At 44.7% G+C, this 14,994-nt stretch carries 18 protein-coding genes and 1 pseudogene; 13 read left to right on the top strand and 6 right to left on the bottom strand.

Annotated elements, in window-relative coordinates:
- Positions 1–119 precede the first annotated feature (119 nt).
- Complete coding sequence (locus ACMN7X_RS05890) at positions 120–1,418, bottom strand: tyrosine-type recombinase/integrase (protein ID WP_418746555.1); 1,299 nt, start codon at positions 1,416–1,418, stop codon at positions 120–122.
- Between the two features lie 109 nt (positions 1,419–1,527).
- Positions 1,528–2,193, bottom strand: coding sequence for a helix-turn-helix domain-containing protein (locus ACMN7X_RS05895; protein WP_418746556.1), 666 nt, complete (start codon positions 2,191–2,193; stop codon positions 1,528–1,530).
- Between the two features lie 183 nt (positions 2,194–2,376).
- On the opposite strand from ACMN7X_RS05895, the gene ACMN7X_RS05900 reads away from it, so the two are divergent.
- Together ACMN7X_RS05900 and ACMN7X_RS05905 are read left to right on the top strand one after the other, a co-directional pair.
- The gene (locus ACMN7X_RS05900; protein WP_418746557.1) at positions 2,377–2,592 is read left to right on the top strand and encodes a helix-turn-helix domain-containing protein; all 216 of its coding nucleotides are present in this window, start codon (positions 2,377–2,379) and stop codon (positions 2,590–2,592) included.
- A gap of 258 nt (positions 2,593–2,850) precedes the next feature.
- Positions 2,851–4,272, top strand: a complete 1,422-nt coding sequence (locus tag ACMN7X_RS05905; protein ID WP_418746558.1) for a MobA/MobL family protein — start codon at positions 2,851–2,853, stop codon at positions 4,270–4,272.
- A 98-nt stretch (positions 4,273–4,370) separates the two neighbouring features.
- Here ACMN7X_RS05905 and ACMN7X_RS05910 read toward each other — a convergent pair whose 3' ends face one another.
- The 3 genes from ACMN7X_RS05910 to ACMN7X_RS05920 form a co-directional block, all read right to left on the bottom strand.
- Positions 4,371–6,215, bottom strand: coding sequence for a hypothetical protein (locus ACMN7X_RS05910; RefSeq protein ID WP_418746559.1), 1,845 nt, complete (start codon positions 6,213–6,215; stop codon positions 4,371–4,373).
- Between the two features lie 444 nt (positions 6,216–6,659).
- The gene (locus ACMN7X_RS05915; RefSeq protein WP_162990697.1) at positions 6,660–6,806 is read right to left on the bottom strand and encodes a hypothetical protein; all 147 of its coding nucleotides are present in this window, start codon (positions 6,804–6,806) and stop codon (positions 6,660–6,662) included.
- Positions 6,803–7,183 (bottom strand): TnpV protein, encoded by a 381-nt coding sequence (locus ACMN7X_RS05920; protein WP_418746560.1) that lies wholly within the window; start codon positions 7,181–7,183, stop codon positions 6,803–6,805. Before ACMN7X_RS05920 ends, ACMN7X_RS05915 begins: the two co-directional genes overlap by 4 nt.
- Before the next feature lie 279 nt (positions 7,184–7,462).
- On the opposite strand from ACMN7X_RS05920, the gene ACMN7X_RS05925 reads away from it, so the two are divergent.
- The 6 genes and pseudogenes from ACMN7X_RS05925 to ACMN7X_RS05950 all read left to right on the top strand — a co-directional run.
- The gene (locus tag ACMN7X_RS05925) at positions 7,463–7,939 is read left to right on the top strand and encodes an alpha/beta fold hydrolase (RefSeq protein ID WP_418746561.1); all 477 of its coding nucleotides are present in this window, start codon (positions 7,463–7,465) and stop codon (positions 7,937–7,939) included.
- A gap of 5 nt (positions 7,940–7,944) precedes the next feature.
- Complete coding sequence (locus tag ACMN7X_RS05930; protein ID WP_418746562.1) at positions 7,945–8,778, top strand: hypothetical protein; 834 nt, start codon at positions 7,945–7,947, stop codon at positions 8,776–8,778.
- 19 nt (positions 8,779–8,797) lie between these two features.
- The gene (locus ACMN7X_RS05935) at positions 8,798–9,196 is read left to right on the top strand and encodes a hypothetical protein (protein ID WP_418746563.1); all 399 of its coding nucleotides are present in this window, start codon (positions 8,798–8,800) and stop codon (positions 9,194–9,196) included.
- The gene (locus ACMN7X_RS05940) at positions 9,193–9,717 is read left to right on the top strand and encodes a hypothetical protein (RefSeq protein WP_418746564.1); all 525 of its coding nucleotides are present in this window, start codon (positions 9,193–9,195) and stop codon (positions 9,715–9,717) included. Before ACMN7X_RS05935 ends, ACMN7X_RS05940 begins: the two co-directional genes overlap by 4 nt.
- Complete coding sequence (locus ACMN7X_RS05945; protein ID WP_418746565.1) at positions 9,714–11,165, top strand: SMEK domain-containing protein; 1,452 nt, start codon at positions 9,714–9,716, stop codon at positions 11,163–11,165. Before ACMN7X_RS05940 ends, ACMN7X_RS05945 begins: the two co-directional genes overlap by 4 nt.
- Positions 11,149–11,317: pseudogene (locus tag ACMN7X_RS05950) on the top strand (alcohol dehydrogenase); the annotation flags it as partial. The gene ACMN7X_RS05945 and the pseudogene ACMN7X_RS05950, both read left to right, overlap by 17 nt.
- A gap of 8 nt (positions 11,318–11,325) precedes the next feature.
- On the opposite strand, the gene ACMN7X_RS05955 reads toward ACMN7X_RS05950, so the two are convergent.
- Positions 11,326–11,787, bottom strand: coding sequence for a TspO/MBR family protein (locus ACMN7X_RS05955; protein WP_418746566.1), 462 nt, complete (start codon positions 11,785–11,787; stop codon positions 11,326–11,328).
- A gap of 159 nt (positions 11,788–11,946) precedes the next feature.
- Between ACMN7X_RS05955 and ACMN7X_RS05960 the strand changes: the two genes are divergently transcribed.
- The 5 genes from ACMN7X_RS05960 to ACMN7X_RS05980 all read left to right on the top strand — a co-directional run bounded on the left by ACMN7X_RS05960 (position 11,947) and on the right by ACMN7X_RS05980 (position 14,985).
- Entirely contained in the window at positions 11,947–12,498 is a 552-nt protein-coding gene (locus ACMN7X_RS05960; RefSeq protein WP_418746567.1) for a hypothetical protein, read from the top strand.
- Positions 12,499–12,605: 107 nt separating this feature from the next.
- Entirely contained in the window at positions 12,606–12,854 is a 249-nt protein-coding gene (locus tag ACMN7X_RS05965) for a type II toxin-antitoxin system prevent-host-death family antitoxin (protein ID WP_418462606.1), read from the top strand.
- Positions 12,855–12,859: 5 nt separating this feature from the next.
- Positions 12,860–13,159, top strand: coding sequence for a type II toxin-antitoxin system RelE/ParE family toxin (locus tag ACMN7X_RS05970; protein ID WP_418746568.1), 300 nt, complete (start codon positions 12,860–12,862; stop codon positions 13,157–13,159).
- A gap of 31 nt (positions 13,160–13,190) precedes the next feature.
- On the top strand, positions 13,191–13,571 hold the full coding sequence (locus tag ACMN7X_RS05975) for an MmcQ/YjbR family DNA-binding protein (RefSeq protein ID WP_418746569.1): 381 nt from the start codon (positions 13,191–13,193) through the stop codon (positions 13,569–13,571).
- A gap of 307 nt (positions 13,572–13,878) precedes the next feature.
- Positions 13,879–14,985, top strand: coding sequence for an ABC transporter ATP-binding protein (locus tag ACMN7X_RS05980; protein ID WP_418746570.1), 1,107 nt, complete (start codon positions 13,879–13,881; stop codon positions 14,983–14,985).
- Positions 14,986–14,994 lie beyond the last annotated feature (9 nt).

A 14,994-nucleotide genomic window follows, 5' to 3' on the forward strand; every position in this document is an offset into this window, starting at 1 on the left:
ATTAAAAACTCAAAATTCCTAAAACCATTGATTTTGCAAGGCATTTCGCCTGCTCAATGCTCGGTTTTCATGTATTTTCCCTTGTTTTTGCCCTTACGAGCCGAAACAAGGGAAAGTTTTTATGCCCCGCCGACTACCTTGTCCAGCAGCCTTGCGGAAGTACGCTTCGCTTCCTTTGTAGCGTGAGCGTAAATGGACATTGTGGTATTGACATCGGAGTGCCCTAACAGCTCCTGCACATCGGTGGGCTTTGCCCCGCCCGACAGCAGGTTGCTCGTGTAGGTGTGCCGCAGCATATGGAAGTGGAAATCTTCAAGCCCCTCGACCTGTTTCCTCGCCTTCTGGCATACCTGACCGACCGCCCCGGCGCTTTCAAACATCCCGTCCGGCCTGACGCAGACAAAGGATAATTCCTTGTACCCTTCAGGGACTTCCGCCGTCCTCGGCAGGCTGTAAACCTCGTAGTAGCTGCGGTCTTTTTCCTTCACTGCGGTATAGTAGTTCAGGTGGTAAAGCTCGCCATATTTGAAACGGTTTTTGTGCTGCTCCACCTTCGCCGCCCGCAGGATTTCCGCCAGCGTGTCACAGAAGTCCACAGTGCGGACTTTGCTCCGCTTAGTCGTCCCTATCTCGGTCTTGTGCCTTGTGCCGTTGTACCGCATACTGCGGCGCACCGTCAGGTACTGCTCGTCCAGATTGATGTCCTGCCAAGTCAGGCCGCAGACCTCGCCAATGCGAAGCCCCGTGTAGTAGGCGATCTGTACGGGCAGCAGCGCAGGGTTTTTCCTGTCTTTCAGATAGCCGGTCAGCTTCAGGTATTGCCCGTGGGTAATGGTCGGTCGGGAAACCGCCTCGGCTTCCTCCCCGCAGAAGATGTCCGCTTCCTTTTTCCGTCCCCGCAGCCGTACATACTGCATCGGGTTGAAGGTAATCAGCCGTTTCGGGAACACCGCAAAGCGGAACGCCCCTTGCAGCACCGCAGAGAACTGGAGCATATATCCCTTGCTCATAGGGGGAGAGGCCGTCCCGTCCGGGTTTGTGCCGCCGTAGCTCATAAAGTCAATAAACGCCTGCAAATGGTCGGCTGTGACCGTTTTCAGCCTGCGGCTGCCTATCGGGTATTTCTTGATTTTTTTGACCGCCGCCGTGTATGCCATGACCGTCCCGTTGCTCAGGCTGCTGGGCTTTAAATCTTCCTCAATCCACAGATCCAGCATTTCGCCTACGGTAATGTTTTCCGCCTTGCCTACAAACCTTTTGGCTTCGTAATCTTCCATCGCCTTGCGGAGCAGGGCTTCCGTTTCGCTCTTGCTCTCCGTGCCCGCAAACTCCTTCTGTACCTGCCTGCCGCTTTCATCTTCGATATAAAAGCGGTAATACCACTTCCTGCCTTTTTTCCTTACAGAACCTTTTGCCATAGATAAAAATTCTCCTTCCTATCCGTGGCAATCGGGACTTATGACTATGGTGTGCGTAAAATAAGTTGTGTCACTTCCGCCGGTTGGTTTCAACCGGCATATTTTTTTGTCAAGGTGCCACGGAATTTTCTTTTTCGGACAGCCGTGCTTCGGCTTCCGCCACTATCCCGAAGAGGTCGCCCATGGATACCTTTGTGCGTCCCTCATCGTAGATATGTAAAATCCCGTCAAGAAATCGCTTCATATCTTCGATAGGCTGTTCCATTTCCTTGCGGTATACCCGCTCGGTAATCGCTCCAGACTCAATCGCATACCGCCTGAGCGATTGCTTCAAGCCTTCGTCCTCCGCCACACGGTCAACCTCTGCCATGGCGTCTGCGAAGTGGCAGGTCAGGACTGTGTAGAGGTCAATCAGCTTTCCGAGAAAGGTTGTCATAAGCTGTTGGTGCCCGTCCCCTTTGACGGCGAAAGTAACCGTATCCAGATACTTCCTGATGTGCTCTGTCAGCTCGTTTTCACAGAGCGTCGGGACGGAATACTCTTTTTCTTCCGAAAGGCCGGTCAGCCATTCGGGAGTGGTCAGCAGCGCTTCCGCAAGCCCGTTGATGACCATGCTTCTTGTGGGATTTACCCCGTCTGTTTCATACCGCTGAATGGTGGACTTGTTCACGCCTACACGCCTGCCGAGTTCGGGCATGGAGATTTTCAGTTCGTTTCTCCGTTCCTTGATCCGCAGCCCTACCTCTTTTGCGGTAAGCATTTTCCTGTCATTCAAGGCTTTCACCTCCTAACGAGTACTATCATAGCACAAACAGATTGAATTTGCAACCCTATTTTGCATATTTCTTTGTAAAAATTTATTGAATGGGCTTAAAACGAGTTGACAAACAATAGCAAAATAAGTATAATAACAATGCAGAAGTTGCAAAATGAGTATTTCAAGAAGGAGGTCGAGAGAATGAACACAGTCAAAATGGGATTTACCATAGAGGAAGCGGCGGAATGTACGGGTATCGGCAGGAACACCATGCGGAAGCTGGTGGAATGGGAAAAGCTGCCCGTACTGAAGGTCGGGCGCAAGACCATTATCCGCAGGGACACGCTGGAGCGGTTTATGACCGTCAATCAGGGGAGAAATCTTCTGAAGCCCGATGATGTCCGAAAGGTGGAGTAAACCCGTCCTCAAAGCCCTCGGCGTTTGAGAGCGAAATACACCCCTCGCACAAACCTGCGGTTTGTACTCCGGGTATTTCGCCCCTGCGGGGAGCCTGTATCACAGCTTGCAGGGCTGCCGCCGTCGCTGTGATACAGAGAAAATTGCGGTGCAATTTTCTTTGGCTGCTCCTTTGTCAAATGCCGTCGGAACAGCCGCAACCGGCAAGCCGGTTGCAAAATGAGAACGCATTTTACCAAACAGAAACGGAGATGATTTATGACACGCCACAGCTTTATCCAGATGTCAAAGCTGTCCAATGTCAGGGGAAGAATATCGTATATCACAAGCCACGCCAAGCAGGAAAACCTCTATGCCACCTACCGCACCGCAGACCATTCCTTTTGGAGCAACCTCGCAAGGGAAAGCCAGCAGGAGTTTCAGAGAAGCGGCGCAGAGGGGAAGTGTATTGAAGCAAGGGAACTGATTATCGCCCTGCCCGAAGCCTATACGCAATACGAGCCGCAGCAGGTGCTGGAAGATTTCACGGAGGAATTCCGCAGGCGGTATGATGTGGAATGTGTGTCGGCGCTCCACCACAACAAGCGAAAGACCAATTACCACATCCACCTCATCTTCAGCGAACGGCGGCTGCTTGCCGAGCCAGAGGTTAAGATTGCAACCCGTAGCGTATTCTTTGACGAAACGGGCAAACGGGTACGCACCAAAAAAGAAATCACGGGGGAGGACGGGCAGATACGGAAGGGCTGCACCGTTATCCCGAAAGGCGGTATTTACGAACAGCACCTTTTCACGGTAAAAGACGGGCGTTTCAAAAGCGAGCCGTTTTTAGAGGAAGTCAAGAGGAATTATACCGCCCTTATCAACCGGCATATCGCTGATCCTGAGCAGCATTTACGGGTGTTCAATCCCGACAGTATCTATCTCCCTACCAAGAAGATCGGCAAGAACAATCCCAAAGCAGCCGAGATAGAAGCGGACAACGCCGCAAGGCAGGAGTGGAACAGGACGGCGGATATGGCGCTCTTATCGGGAATAGCGGAGGCAAAGATACTGGAAGTCAAAAAAGAGGAAATCCACCAGAAAGCAAGCCAGTCCATTAAGGCACATGGTTGGCTGCCCAGCCTGTTCCGCAGTATCGTAAACAAAGCGAAGGAGTTTTTGCAGAACCTGATCCGCCAGACAGAGCTGCCGCCCAAGCCGGTGCTCAATCTGGATATGGCGGAGTTTCGCACCATGCAGAAACTGATGATACGGGTGCAGGACAGGGCAAGGGAAATCCGCAGCTTGCAGGAGGAAGTCCCCAAGCTGAAAACGCAGCTTGCCGAAACAAAGGGTATTTTCAAAGGCAGGGAGCGGAAAGAGCTGGAAACAAAAATCCAGAGGACGGAAGAAAAAATCTCCGCCATGCTGGAAGAACTGCCCGAAATCTTAAAAGAGGACGGCTATCCCGATGTACGGGCGTTCATGGCGACTTACCGCAAGGCGGAAGCCGTGGTGGAGCAGTACAACCGTGAGCTTGTCGAATGGGAGCGCAAAGTCAGGGAAAAAGGAAAACCCGCCGAAAAAGAACAGGCAGCGCCGCCCCGGCGGGAGAGCGTATTGAAGCGCCTGCGCCAGCTTCAGGCGGAGGGCAGAACGCAAAAGTCAAAGTGCAAAACCCACGACATGGAACGATAGCTTTCACATTGAAAACAACACCGCAGGCTTCCTGCGGTGCATACATAGAAAATGCGCCCCGTGGCTTCCTTCCACAGGGCGCATGGTTATATATGGATTTATTTGCTGTATTTTCTCTTGCGGCTGTAAACGGCTGTGCCGGTCAGGACAGCGCCCGCAGCAAGCATTACCGCAATCCAAAGGGCGATATTGCTGTCGTCGCCGGTCTGCGGAGAGCTTGTATCGGTATCTTTCGGCGGCTCGGCCGGAGTTTCAGGCTCGGATGGTTCCGGTTGCTCCTCTGGATCTGTTGATTCTTTTTCAACGGTAATGGTTTCTCCGGCCTCAACCGTGGTCCCGTTGATATTCATATTCTTTCCTGTGCTGTTTGTTACTTCCACACCTTCCGGAAGATTAACAACCGCATCCTCAGAAACGGACTGAAAATCTATCTTATCCCCGGTTTGGAGATTTGCTGCGGCCTTTTCCACAGTCTGCTTACCGATCACCACTTTTGTTTGACCGCCAGAGGTTACGGCAGCCTGTGTATCGCTGTCTATGATATCTGCCGCGATGCTGGAGGAGAAGCTTCCGCCGGTTACTCCAACAACATTCCCAGCTTCGGCCCATTCATCCTCCGTCTTATCCGTATTGTTAAACGAATACGCCTTGACCGCCGTTACATCAGCCGCGGCATTAAAATCGCCGCTTTCTATTTTTACTGTTCCCAATTCCTGGTACCCGTCACGATTGATGATGGACACAGCCGCACCATCCGCAACGGGGCCGTCACCCTCTGTTTTTTTCTGAGGCTGCCCTGTTACAGTGATCGCGCTCTCACCTGTTACCGTGAGATCACCTGCGCAAAGCTGTACGCCTACATGTTTCGCATTGATCGTCGAATTGTCGATTATTACCTTACCGTCCGACGGGAAGTAAATGCCAAAGCCGTTTTTCACATTGAGGACGGAATTGTTTTTAAGAGTCACCGTATTGCCTGTTTCCGTGCCGTTTGTAACAATGCCATACGCATTGCCGGGCACTGTCAGTTGCACATTGTCAAGCACAAGCCCTCTGTTGTTCATATTATCCGTGTCCGGCGCGCCGACCAGGACAGCTCCGTCCGCACTTTCATCCGTAACAACAACACTGCCGTTTTTTACCGTCAGTGTTACATTGGGGTAATTTACATCTATTGCCGCGTTGCTTCCCGTATAGGTGTATGTGTGACCGTTTAGATTCAGGGTTCCGTTTTTCTGACCGGAAGCTATTTGGTCAGAGCCTGCATAATCGTGCAGTAATGTGATGTTGCCGTCCGCTGAACGCCCTGCCGCATTTGCTAAATTTCCATAAATATAGCTGCTGCCGTCCGCTTCTTTTACGGAGAATCCGCCGTTCGGTATTAAAGTGCGTGCACTGTCAGTATCCAACAGTTTTGCTCCTGTTCCAAGTTCGATTCCAAGCGGTTCTTCTCCACTTATGTTCTGGAAAACAATATCTCCTTCAAATTTAACAACCTGATTATAGTTACTGTTTCCACTCCCGGTTACCACTTGATAATTACTGCTGCTCAGCACAGACTGCTTGCTACCGCTGTTTTTTATTGTCACCGTATTATCACATGCACTGCCATAGCTCTGTTTCAATTTAATCGCATACCCGTTTAAAGCACTTGTATTATTGGAAGTAACACTGTATCCGTTTAGATCGATGGTGATATTGTGTTCATCTAAGGATATTCCGTAATTATAATCCGATGTCGAAACATAGTCCTTTAAAAGCTTTAACGTATAGCCGTCCTGCATGGCATTACGTGCTTCCTGCACGGTTTTATACCCAGTTTCTTGTCCCTCTGGCGTGATGACCAGAAACGCATCACCCTCCGATGCGAAGGCCGTAAGGGGCAAACAGGAAAAAGCCAGCATAACAGCCAGCAACACCGCAAGCCCTTTCTTTGTTTTCATGTGTTTTACCTCCCTGATTTCTTAATTTTTACTGTCCGGCGACACACAAAAAAGGCGCATCCCACCCGTATGGAAACGGGCAGAATACGCCTTCTGTTTTTGTGCGGTTTTCAGCTTGGCAGGAAAAAAGGGCAGAGCTACGCTTTGCTTGCTTGCTTGCTTGCTTGCTTGCTAACATTGTCGCAATTGCCGCCATTTTTGTCAAGCCCCTTTCCGAACATAAATATGCATATAAAATTTTATCACAAATCTCGCTGAATTTCAACCTCTTTTTGAGAAAAAATGAGGTGTGCTATCAACAATTCAGGTCGAATCATCTATTCCGCCGTGTAGACATTTAGAGGTCAAAAAAGCGTGATTTTAAGCCGTTTCCAGAGCCTAAACTTTGAGGGGCAAGGTGTTTGTACCTTACCCCTCGTTTTTGCGTCTGAAAGCGTTACAGGCTCATTTTTGCAGCTTTATCATTACCTCGTCTATAAGGTCTGTATATCTGCCCTGCGCCAGCAGCTTATTGCGGTAAGCAAGCAGGGCGTTAAAAACATACCGTCTTTCTTCTGCCGTCAAATAAAGGTGGTATTTCTTCTTTCTCATACGAAGATCACCTCGGCATTGACGGTTTCCGTAACCGCCAACCGGAGGGCGTTCATTCTCTGCACCCACTCCATTTGATTGTCGGTTTTCAGCGTTTCGGTAATGCCCTCACGCTCTGCCCGCTGCTTCATAAGACGGTCAAACAGCTCCTGCACCTGTTCCTCAACATCGGCAAGGTAGGATTGCAGCTTGCCGTTTGTCAAAAGGCTGGTATAAAGTGCCTTTTTATGCTCACGGATATACCGCAAATGCCGCTGCCCCCATACGCCGATAGACCGTTCCTCTTTTTCGGCTGGTAATTCCAAGCAGGGGATATAATAATCGCCCCGCAGCTCATACCAAAGACCGTTTTGCTCGTTATAGATGTACTGTTCCATTTTGTAATCCTCCAAAATCATATATTCGCACATACATCACAGTTTCCCGATTGCCACATCTTGTTATATCGTGTTATCAGTTTTTCCTGCCCTTGCTTTTGCCCTTATAACTTCTCGGAGCAAGGGTAAAACGGTGTGAAATCGTATAAAGGGATAAGGCGAGCAGAGTGCGAAAAATCCTTTATTTTCAACGGTTTCGGAGGTCTTTATTAAATCCCTATGAGGTGGTATAACCACCTACATAATTTGAGGTTTCAAATTTGAATTGGCAGCGGTCCTTTGGATGAATATTATGTTCCTCAAATCGGAGAACGCAGAAAAGAAAATATGTCACCAGAGGAAGCGGAAGAATTTGAAAAGATTCTGCGGCAGTTAGAGAGTGGTTTCGGAGAAAAAGATGAATACCTGCAGCGATTAGGTGAAATATGTGATAAAGCGGACGGATATTATGAAGAGGAAGTTTTAAAGGACGAGGCAGACGTAAACGGAGATTTGTATGAAAAGGTTTGGAGGGAAGTTGCAGAGTTACGGAAATCCGGAAAACTGCTGGAAAGGCTTGGGAGAATTTCCTGTCCGTTGGTGCTGATTCAGGGAGCGGTTGATCCACATCCGGCGGAGGGTGTTATTCAACCATTAAAAGATCGCAATGTGGACATAAAATCCTATGTACTTGATAAATGCGGTCATACTCCGTGGAGAGAAAAATATGCCAGAGAAGAATTTGCAAGGGTTCTGTTTTCCGAACTGGAAGGATGATGAGGATGAGCCAAAAAGGAGATATTATTAATTTGCTGAAGAGTAATGGAACAATGACTCAGGGGGCTTTGGCTGAAACAATGTATGGAGATAAGAATCATGGCCCTAATATATATGCGGCGCTTATAGCGCTTGTCAATACAGGCGTTGTCCTTCGCACCGGAAGTAATCCGTCATATTATTCTCTATCGGGCGTTGAGGCAGTTATTCCTGAAAGGGTAAGTAAATCTGCAAAGAAGGAATATCGGGATGTTTCAGTGGATGTGATTACAAACGCTTCGATTGAAGAAGCCGAGAAGTTAGTGCAGAATACAGATAATTACGGGCCGGAAAATGATTTGATTTCCAGGTGCTTACATAAGTTTCCATTAAACACGGACCCGGACCTCGTGGCGATGAAGGTAGGACTGGTTGACATAACAAACTCAACTCATCTGTCACAGCATAAAAGTAAAATCAGTATGGTTGAGCTTGCATCCGTAATAGCGGCCATTCCGGATATGGATGAACGAATCGCGGTCGGCGATCCGGAGGTCGTGAATGAGATTGCAAGAAGTAATGGAAACATTAATCTGTTTTCATTTGCTTCAAAATACTGTTGCTATCACAATAGGAACCTTTATGGAAGAGACGACTACTCGATTTTAGATACGGTGCTCAAAGAATACCTGCCTCGTTATTTTTCCGATGTAACAAAGAATCAGATTCAGAAATGGCAGGATAGTTTTCAATATAAAGAGTACAATGATTACATTACAAGAAAGCTTGACGAGCTTGGAATTACTGTAGAAAATCGTAAAAGGAAATTCGACCATTTTGTTTGGTACAAAAATAGATGATTGCGAGGAGGGTATGCTTATGCAAAAGAGAAAGAATGATTTGAATTTTGATAAATTTATAAAATTCCCGATGCCGGAGAAGATATTTAACGGGCCGAAAATAAAAGTCAGGGAAGACGGACAGGTTTTCATCAGTCCATCAGTTATTGAATCTATAAGGAATAATGATGAAGAGATGTGGGCGGATTTCCGGCATACGGAGGATTATAAAACTGTTGCAATAAAACTGGATGGAGATAAAAGTTTTAAGTTTCCGAAAGGCGGTTCGATGAAATTTAAGAAATGGAAGGAGATTCTTCAGAAGTTTGGATATTCGATACCGGCCGTGTACTGGCTGGAATGGAATCCGGAAGAAAATCTCTGGCTTGGCCGGCTTCAGGAAGTATCCGAATCCCCGGATATCGGGAGAATAGGATGATAAAACGTCAGAAAGAGATGTCCGAGTACGAATATGCACAGCTGGACAAAATGGTATACCAGTTATATTTAGTCTATGGAAAGGGTCTGGAATTTGATGAGTGCCGAAGCATTGCATTTTTAAAATATGTTGAGGTGCGGAAGGAACTGCATGATTTTTACAATGAGGATCTGCTGTGGCTCTATTCTAAAAATCGGATTATAGATGCGTTCAAGGAGGCGCAAAGGGAGAAAAATCGTCAGATCCGCCTGGAAGCAAAGTTATCAATGAATCAGTTGATTGGCGAATCGGGAGAACCGGTTTATACAATTTTATTTCCTGCCAGGGGAAATTTTGTCAATTATGTTTGTTTGTGGCACGACATGCGGCAATTAGGAAAAATGTGTTATACGATTTTGCTCGCCTTATATTGGGGCAGTGAGGACTGGGAGATTGTGGATTGGCTGAAAATATCGGCTCAGGCTTATTTTAATATAAAAGATTTTCTCAGAATGAAATTGAAGGCGTACGTGGAAATATGAGGAAGATAACAAAGAAAAGTATCCGGGATGAAGATATCGATATCGGGCGGGTCTCGAAGCGTTTGGAAGAAATTGCGGATGCAATTAAAATGAATAATAAGAATAATCTGACCGATATCAATGTCATCTGCGAAGAGATTTTCGGTCAGATATTGAATCGATTGTATGATATCCATCTTGTGTCACTGTCCGCGAAGGTATCAGGAAATTTTATAGCAGTGGATTTGATCGATTATGAAAACAGAATCGCATTTCAGGTGACATCAAGGGATGATAGAGAAAAGATTGAGAAAACGATTGAAAAGTTTAACAGTTCTGATTTGGTCGGGCATATCGATATTCTGAATATTCTTGTGTTAAATTCCAATATTCATCATTATAGAGAACCGGGTATTATTCATTTGAAAAATGGAAAAGAATTTTCCTATTCGAAAAACATTTTGAATTTTAACAAACTGATTGAAGAGATAGCTAAGAAAAATGCGGAGAAAAACGGATTTATTGTGGATGTATATGATATCATCAATATGGTATACGATTCCGGGCGGCTGCGTTATTTCAGTATAAACAGGAAAACGGAAATGCTGATGCGATCGGAGAGTGATGACTTTGGTGAAACCAGATTGTGGAAGAAAGGGTACGGCGATATTCAGCTGACAGCCTATATCCCGCTGTCTTATGAGGAAGAGTTATGCTGTATGATGGAAAATCGCCGGCATAATATATCCGGCGTATATCCCACATTTAATCAGGATAAGCTGCTTGAAGATTATTTTGTTTCGGAAGAAGAATTTGAAAATAAGCATAATGTCGGCCGTTTTGAGGATGAAGAAGATATTTTTATGCAGATTGAGAACATGCGCATATGTGTCAATGCCCATACGGCCCATCACATCTATAAATTATTTGAAGAACTAAAAGATGAATATATCGAGGCTCAGAATCAGATTGCTTCTGTTTTAGGCGCTGAAGGGCTGAAAAAAGTTGGAAAGAAGTACCTGCTTATGACCATCGATGGAACGGCGTGGAGAGAAATACTGTTTTTTGCGGAAAATCATACCCATTCGGGCACCCCGCATGTCAGATTCCCCGCATGGGCGCGCTTCGTCAAGCTCCACGCGATAAGGAATAGTTGTTTTAAAGAGGATGGCGAAGAGGAATGGAATATATTTAATCATTGCACGAGAGACAGAGTAACATTGTCCCCGAATGTCTATGGAAAAATTCGCGGGGATATATTGGCAGAAATCTCTGTCGATTTATCTGAATTTGAGAATGATAAGCTGAATTTATATTGGGCACCGGGGTACAAGTTTGATACAAATTGCATGGATTGTTTCGACAATGTTGTCAAATGGAAAGCGGATTATACGAAAGAGTGGATTGAAAACAAACTGTTAAAAAAGGCCCATGATTTTTGGGTCGAATATCATAGTGGCCTTGTATGACGAGGCGCAGATATTGCCGCTGCCGGATATGTATGGGAAAAATTGATACAACGCCTTTGATTACCCATACATATCCTCTTGAGCATATTGCAGAGGCCTATGATTTGTTTGAAAACAGGCGGGACAATGTGATCAAAGTGGCTATTAAATAAAATTTTTTCTAATTTAAAAGCCAGATGAAAAAGTTTAAGTACCCTGCGAAGGCTACCCATAGCAGGTATGGCAGCATCAGATATTCGGTGGATCTTGATATTTGGCGGAAGAGAACGGTTGTTTTGAGAATCAGCAGCCACAATAAAATCAGCCAGATAAATGCAAACAGGTACAGCTTCAGATTAAAGAAGATCATCGGCCAGAAAAAATTAAATACAAGCTGAATACCGTATGCAGTTAAAGCTGCGGTGTTTGGCTTCCCGGATGTAAGCACCAGATAGGATGCGATTCCCATAAGGATATATAGAATCGTCCATACTACAGGGAACAGCCAGCCGGGAGGGGCCAGAAACGGTTGATTAAGAGATTCAAACATTTCCATGCTGTTTCGGGTTAAAAGCGCAGATAAGCCTCCGATTGCAAGCGGTATGGCAAGACAGGCAATCAGTTTTTTCCATTGAATTTTCAAAAAATCACCCCTTACTACGGTTATGATTCGTGAGAGCTTTTTATTCGATTTTATTATGAAGATTGTGTTTGCGAAAAATACGCGAATGAGGTTATAAAATATGAGAGAAATTGTGTATCAGGAATTTCAGCTGTATTATCCACACCTGGTGGTGCTGCTATGGCGGCAACAATTCCAGCAGATATTGCCCAATATTACGGTTATATGTTGCGAGTTACACAAAAGTTATTGTATTTGTATGGTTTTCCAGAAATTGATGTTATGGAAAAAGGAAAGAAGTTTGATACAGAGACATTGAATATACTTACCCTTTGTTTGGGAGTAATGTATGGTGTGGCAGGGGCAAATAATGCTCTCAAAGCAGTAGCGAAAGCACTTGGTAATGGCGTGCAAAAGCAGTTAATGAAAAAAGCTTTAACTAAAGGAACAATTTATCCGGTGGTAAGGAATGTCGCAAAATGGTTTGGGGTTCGGATGACGAAAGAGGTTTTCACAGGCTTTTTTAAACATGCAATACCTGTTGTTGGTGGAGTTATTGGAGGTGGCTTGACCTATATGTCATTCAAACCATGTTGTGATAAGTTGAAAGCATTTTTGCAGGATACTCTTTTGAGCAATCCGAATCATGAGTATACAGAAGAAGAGAATGAGATTATTATTGATGCTACAGATACAGAGATGACAGAAAGTACAGAGAGAGTCGAGGAATAAATTGAAAAGAAGAGCTGTAAAATTTTAAGTTGAATTTTACAGCTTTTCTTCGTATAATAAATTTGAGAAGATGCAAATTTGCAAATTAAGTAAGGAGATTGATGTATATGGCTAATATTCTACCAGTTTCTGATTTGAGAAATTATAATGAAGTTTTGAAAAATTGTCGGATAGGTGAACCTGTGTTTCTTACCAAAAATGGAAGAGGACGTTTTGTAGTTCTTGATATCGAAGATTATGAGCGGGGGCGGGAAGAGAAGAAATTACTCATGAAACTGCAGGAAGCAGAGGAAGCAGTGAAAGATGGGGAAGGCTGGTTGAGCTTAGATGAATTGAAAGCAATTATGGGAGAATAAAAAGTATGTTGAAATTACGGATTAACCCGTTAGTCGTAGTTGATTTAAAAGGGATACGTGATTATATTGCAGAAGATAATGAAGAATACGCAGCAAAGACGATTAATGAGATTTATGGTAAGTTTGAAAATATTCAGATGTTTCCGGGAATAGGTGCGGATCTTTCTCAAAGGCTTAGTTTCAAGACAAATTACAAGTATGCAGTCTGGAAAGATTATGTCATTATTTACAAAGTAGGGAAAGAATATGTGGAGATTTATCGGGTGATAAATCGGTATCAGGATATTATGCGAATTTTTGAGTAGTATTTTAATATTTAGAGGAAGAAGTGAGAAAATGACTTTGCGGAAAGAAGTACTTGCGTTTATAAAAAAGGAATATGGTGTGGAAGCCGAGTATCCCTGGGCCAGATATCCGGAGAATGAGGTATTCCGCCATGAGGATAATCAAAAATGGTTTGCGCTTATCATGCCTGTTAAGAAAAAGCACCTGGGGATGAAGGGCGAGGGTTATGTGGATATTATCAATGTGAAACTTGATTCGATGCTGATCGATATGCTGAGGCAGCAGGAAGGGTTCCTTCCGGCCTATCATATGAATAAATCTAACTGGATAAGTATCCGGTTGGACGGAAGTGTCGGCTTGGAGCAGATATACAATCTGATCTCTCAGAGTTATATTGCAACGGCCGGTAAGAAAAATAAGGCAAAATTGTAAGATAATTCCATAAAAACATGAAAATGTAAATATACAATAATTGGAATATGAGGCAATTTGACCTAAATTTAACGAAAAATTAACCAAAATCTTTTTTTCGAATCTGAAAAAATTATTGAAATGGCCAAAAATAAATTTGAAGAAAATCAGAGGGTTGACTTTAAAAAATCAGGTTGCTATAATGTCCACAACAAAAGCGATGGAGCGAAGGGAGAAAACCTTCGTTCTTTTTTTAGGAATGCAATGGAGCATCGAGAGATCGGGGCTCCATTTTTTTTTAATAAAATTAAAGAGAGGGATGGGATGGATGGAAAATACTTTTTTAAGGATTGAGCATATTTCCAAACATTATGGAGAATTTCATGCGCTTGAGGATATTAATGTTGAAATCGAAGAAGGCGAATTTGTATGTCTTCTCGGCCCGTCCGGCTGTGGCAAGACAACACTTTTGCGAATTATCGCCGGATTGGAAAAACCGACGGAAGGAAGAATTTATCTGAAGGGCCGGGATGCGACGGATTTTCATCCGAGTAAACGTAATTTCGGTATTGTTTTTCAATCCTATGCCCTCTTTCCCAATATGACCGTGGGACAAAATGTGGCCTTTGGCTTAAAAGGAAAGGGATTGAAAAAGGATGAAATACAGTTAAAGGTTCTGGATGCCCTTGAAAAAGTAAATATGAAAAATCAGATAAAGAAATATCCCGGCCAGTTATCCGGGGGCCAGCAGCAGAGGATAGCGTTGGCCAGAGCATTAGTCCTTTCTCCGGATTTTCTTCTTTTAGACGAGCCTCTGTCTGCTTTGGATGCGAAGGTACGGCAGAAGGTTCGGAAGGAGATTAAAAATATTCAGACAAGCCTTGGCATTACGACAATTATGGTAACCCATGATCAGGAAGAGGCTTTGACAATGGCGGACAAAATTGTTGTTATGAACAATGCCTGTATACGTCAGATCGGAACGCCGGAGGAGGTTTACAATCATCCGAACAGTCCGTTTGTGGCAGACTTTGTGGGAACCATTAATTTCCTTAGAAATGATTTAAGTATGATGGGTGAAAAGTTTGCTGAGGACATGGCATCAAAACGGTTTATGGTTCAGGCTGTGCGGCCGGAATATATCTCCGTGCTGCCCGGGGAGCGTAAGGACGGGATTTCAGGCCGGGTACAGTTTATAGAGTTTCATGGAAACAACTACCGGGTGATGTTTGAAATACAGTCAGAAGAGGAAAAAGGATTTCGAAAGAATTTGATCCAGGTGGATGTCACCGGTGAAGTTTATGCGAGATTAAACATACGCCCGGGGGATATATATTGTCTTAAATTCCATGAAGACCGGGTTTTTTATTACTTAACAAATCAGGATGTTCAAATCGCACAGGAATTGTTGGGCATTTCTGATGCTATGGATTAAATAGCAGAA

Source organism: Frisingicoccus sp., from assembly GCF_048388605.1.
Classification (GTDB): domain Bacteria; phylum Bacillota; class Clostridia; order Lachnospirales; family Lachnospiraceae; genus Frisingicoccus.

Bases quoted from the DNA above. Each gene is read 5' to 3' on its own strand.
- ACMN7X_RS05965 (WP_418462606.1), top strand. From the start codon at position 12,606: ATGGCTAATATTCTACCAGTTTCTGATTTGAGAAATTATAATGAAGTT.
- ACMN7X_RS05905 (WP_418746558.1), top strand. From the start codon at position 2,851: ATGACACGCCACAGCTTTATCCAGATGTCAAAGCTGTCCAATGTCAGG.
- ACMN7X_RS05900 (WP_418746557.1), top strand. From the start codon at position 2,377: ATGAACACAGTCAAAATGGGATTTACCATAGAGGAAGCGGCGGAATGT.
- ACMN7X_RS05890 (WP_418746555.1), bottom strand. From the start codon at position 1,418: ATGGCAAAAGGTTCTGTAAGGAAAAAAGGCAGGAAGTGGTATTACCGC.
- ACMN7X_RS05935 (WP_418746563.1), top strand. From the start codon at position 8,798: ATGCAAAAGAGAAAGAATGATTTGAATTTTGATAAATTTATAAAATTC.
- ACMN7X_RS05910 (WP_418746559.1), bottom strand. From the start codon at position 6,215: ATGAAAACAAAGAAAGGGCTTGCGGTGTTGCTGGCTGTTATGCTGGCT.
- ACMN7X_RS05930 (WP_418746562.1), top strand. From the start codon at position 7,945: ATGAGCCAAAAAGGAGATATTATTAATTTGCTGAAGAGTAATGGAACA.
- ACMN7X_RS05970 (WP_418746568.1), top strand. From the start codon at position 12,860: ATGTTGAAATTACGGATTAACCCGTTAGTCGTAGTTGATTTAAAAGGG.
- ACMN7X_RS05960 (WP_418746567.1), top strand. From the start codon at position 11,947: ATGGCGGCAACAATTCCAGCAGATATTGCCCAATATTACGGTTATATG.
- ACMN7X_RS05980 (WP_418746570.1), top strand. From the start codon at position 13,879: ATGGAAAATACTTTTTTAAGGATTGAGCATATTTCCAAACATTATGGA.
- ACMN7X_RS05940 (WP_418746564.1), top strand. From the start codon at position 9,193: ATGATAAAACGTCAGAAAGAGATGTCCGAGTACGAATATGCACAGCTG.
- ACMN7X_RS05975 (WP_418746569.1), top strand. From the start codon at position 13,191: ATGACTTTGCGGAAAGAAGTACTTGCGTTTATAAAAAAGGAATATGGT.
- ACMN7X_RS05915 (WP_162990697.1), bottom strand. From the start codon at position 6,806: ATGAGAAAGAAGAAATACCACCTTTATTTGACGGCAGAAGAAAGACGG.
- ACMN7X_RS05920 (WP_418746560.1), bottom strand. From the start codon at position 7,183: ATGGAACAGTACATCTATAACGAGCAAAACGGTCTTTGGTATGAGCTG.
- ACMN7X_RS05945 (WP_418746565.1), top strand. From the start codon at position 9,714: ATGAGGAAGATAACAAAGAAAAGTATCCGGGATGAAGATATCGATATC.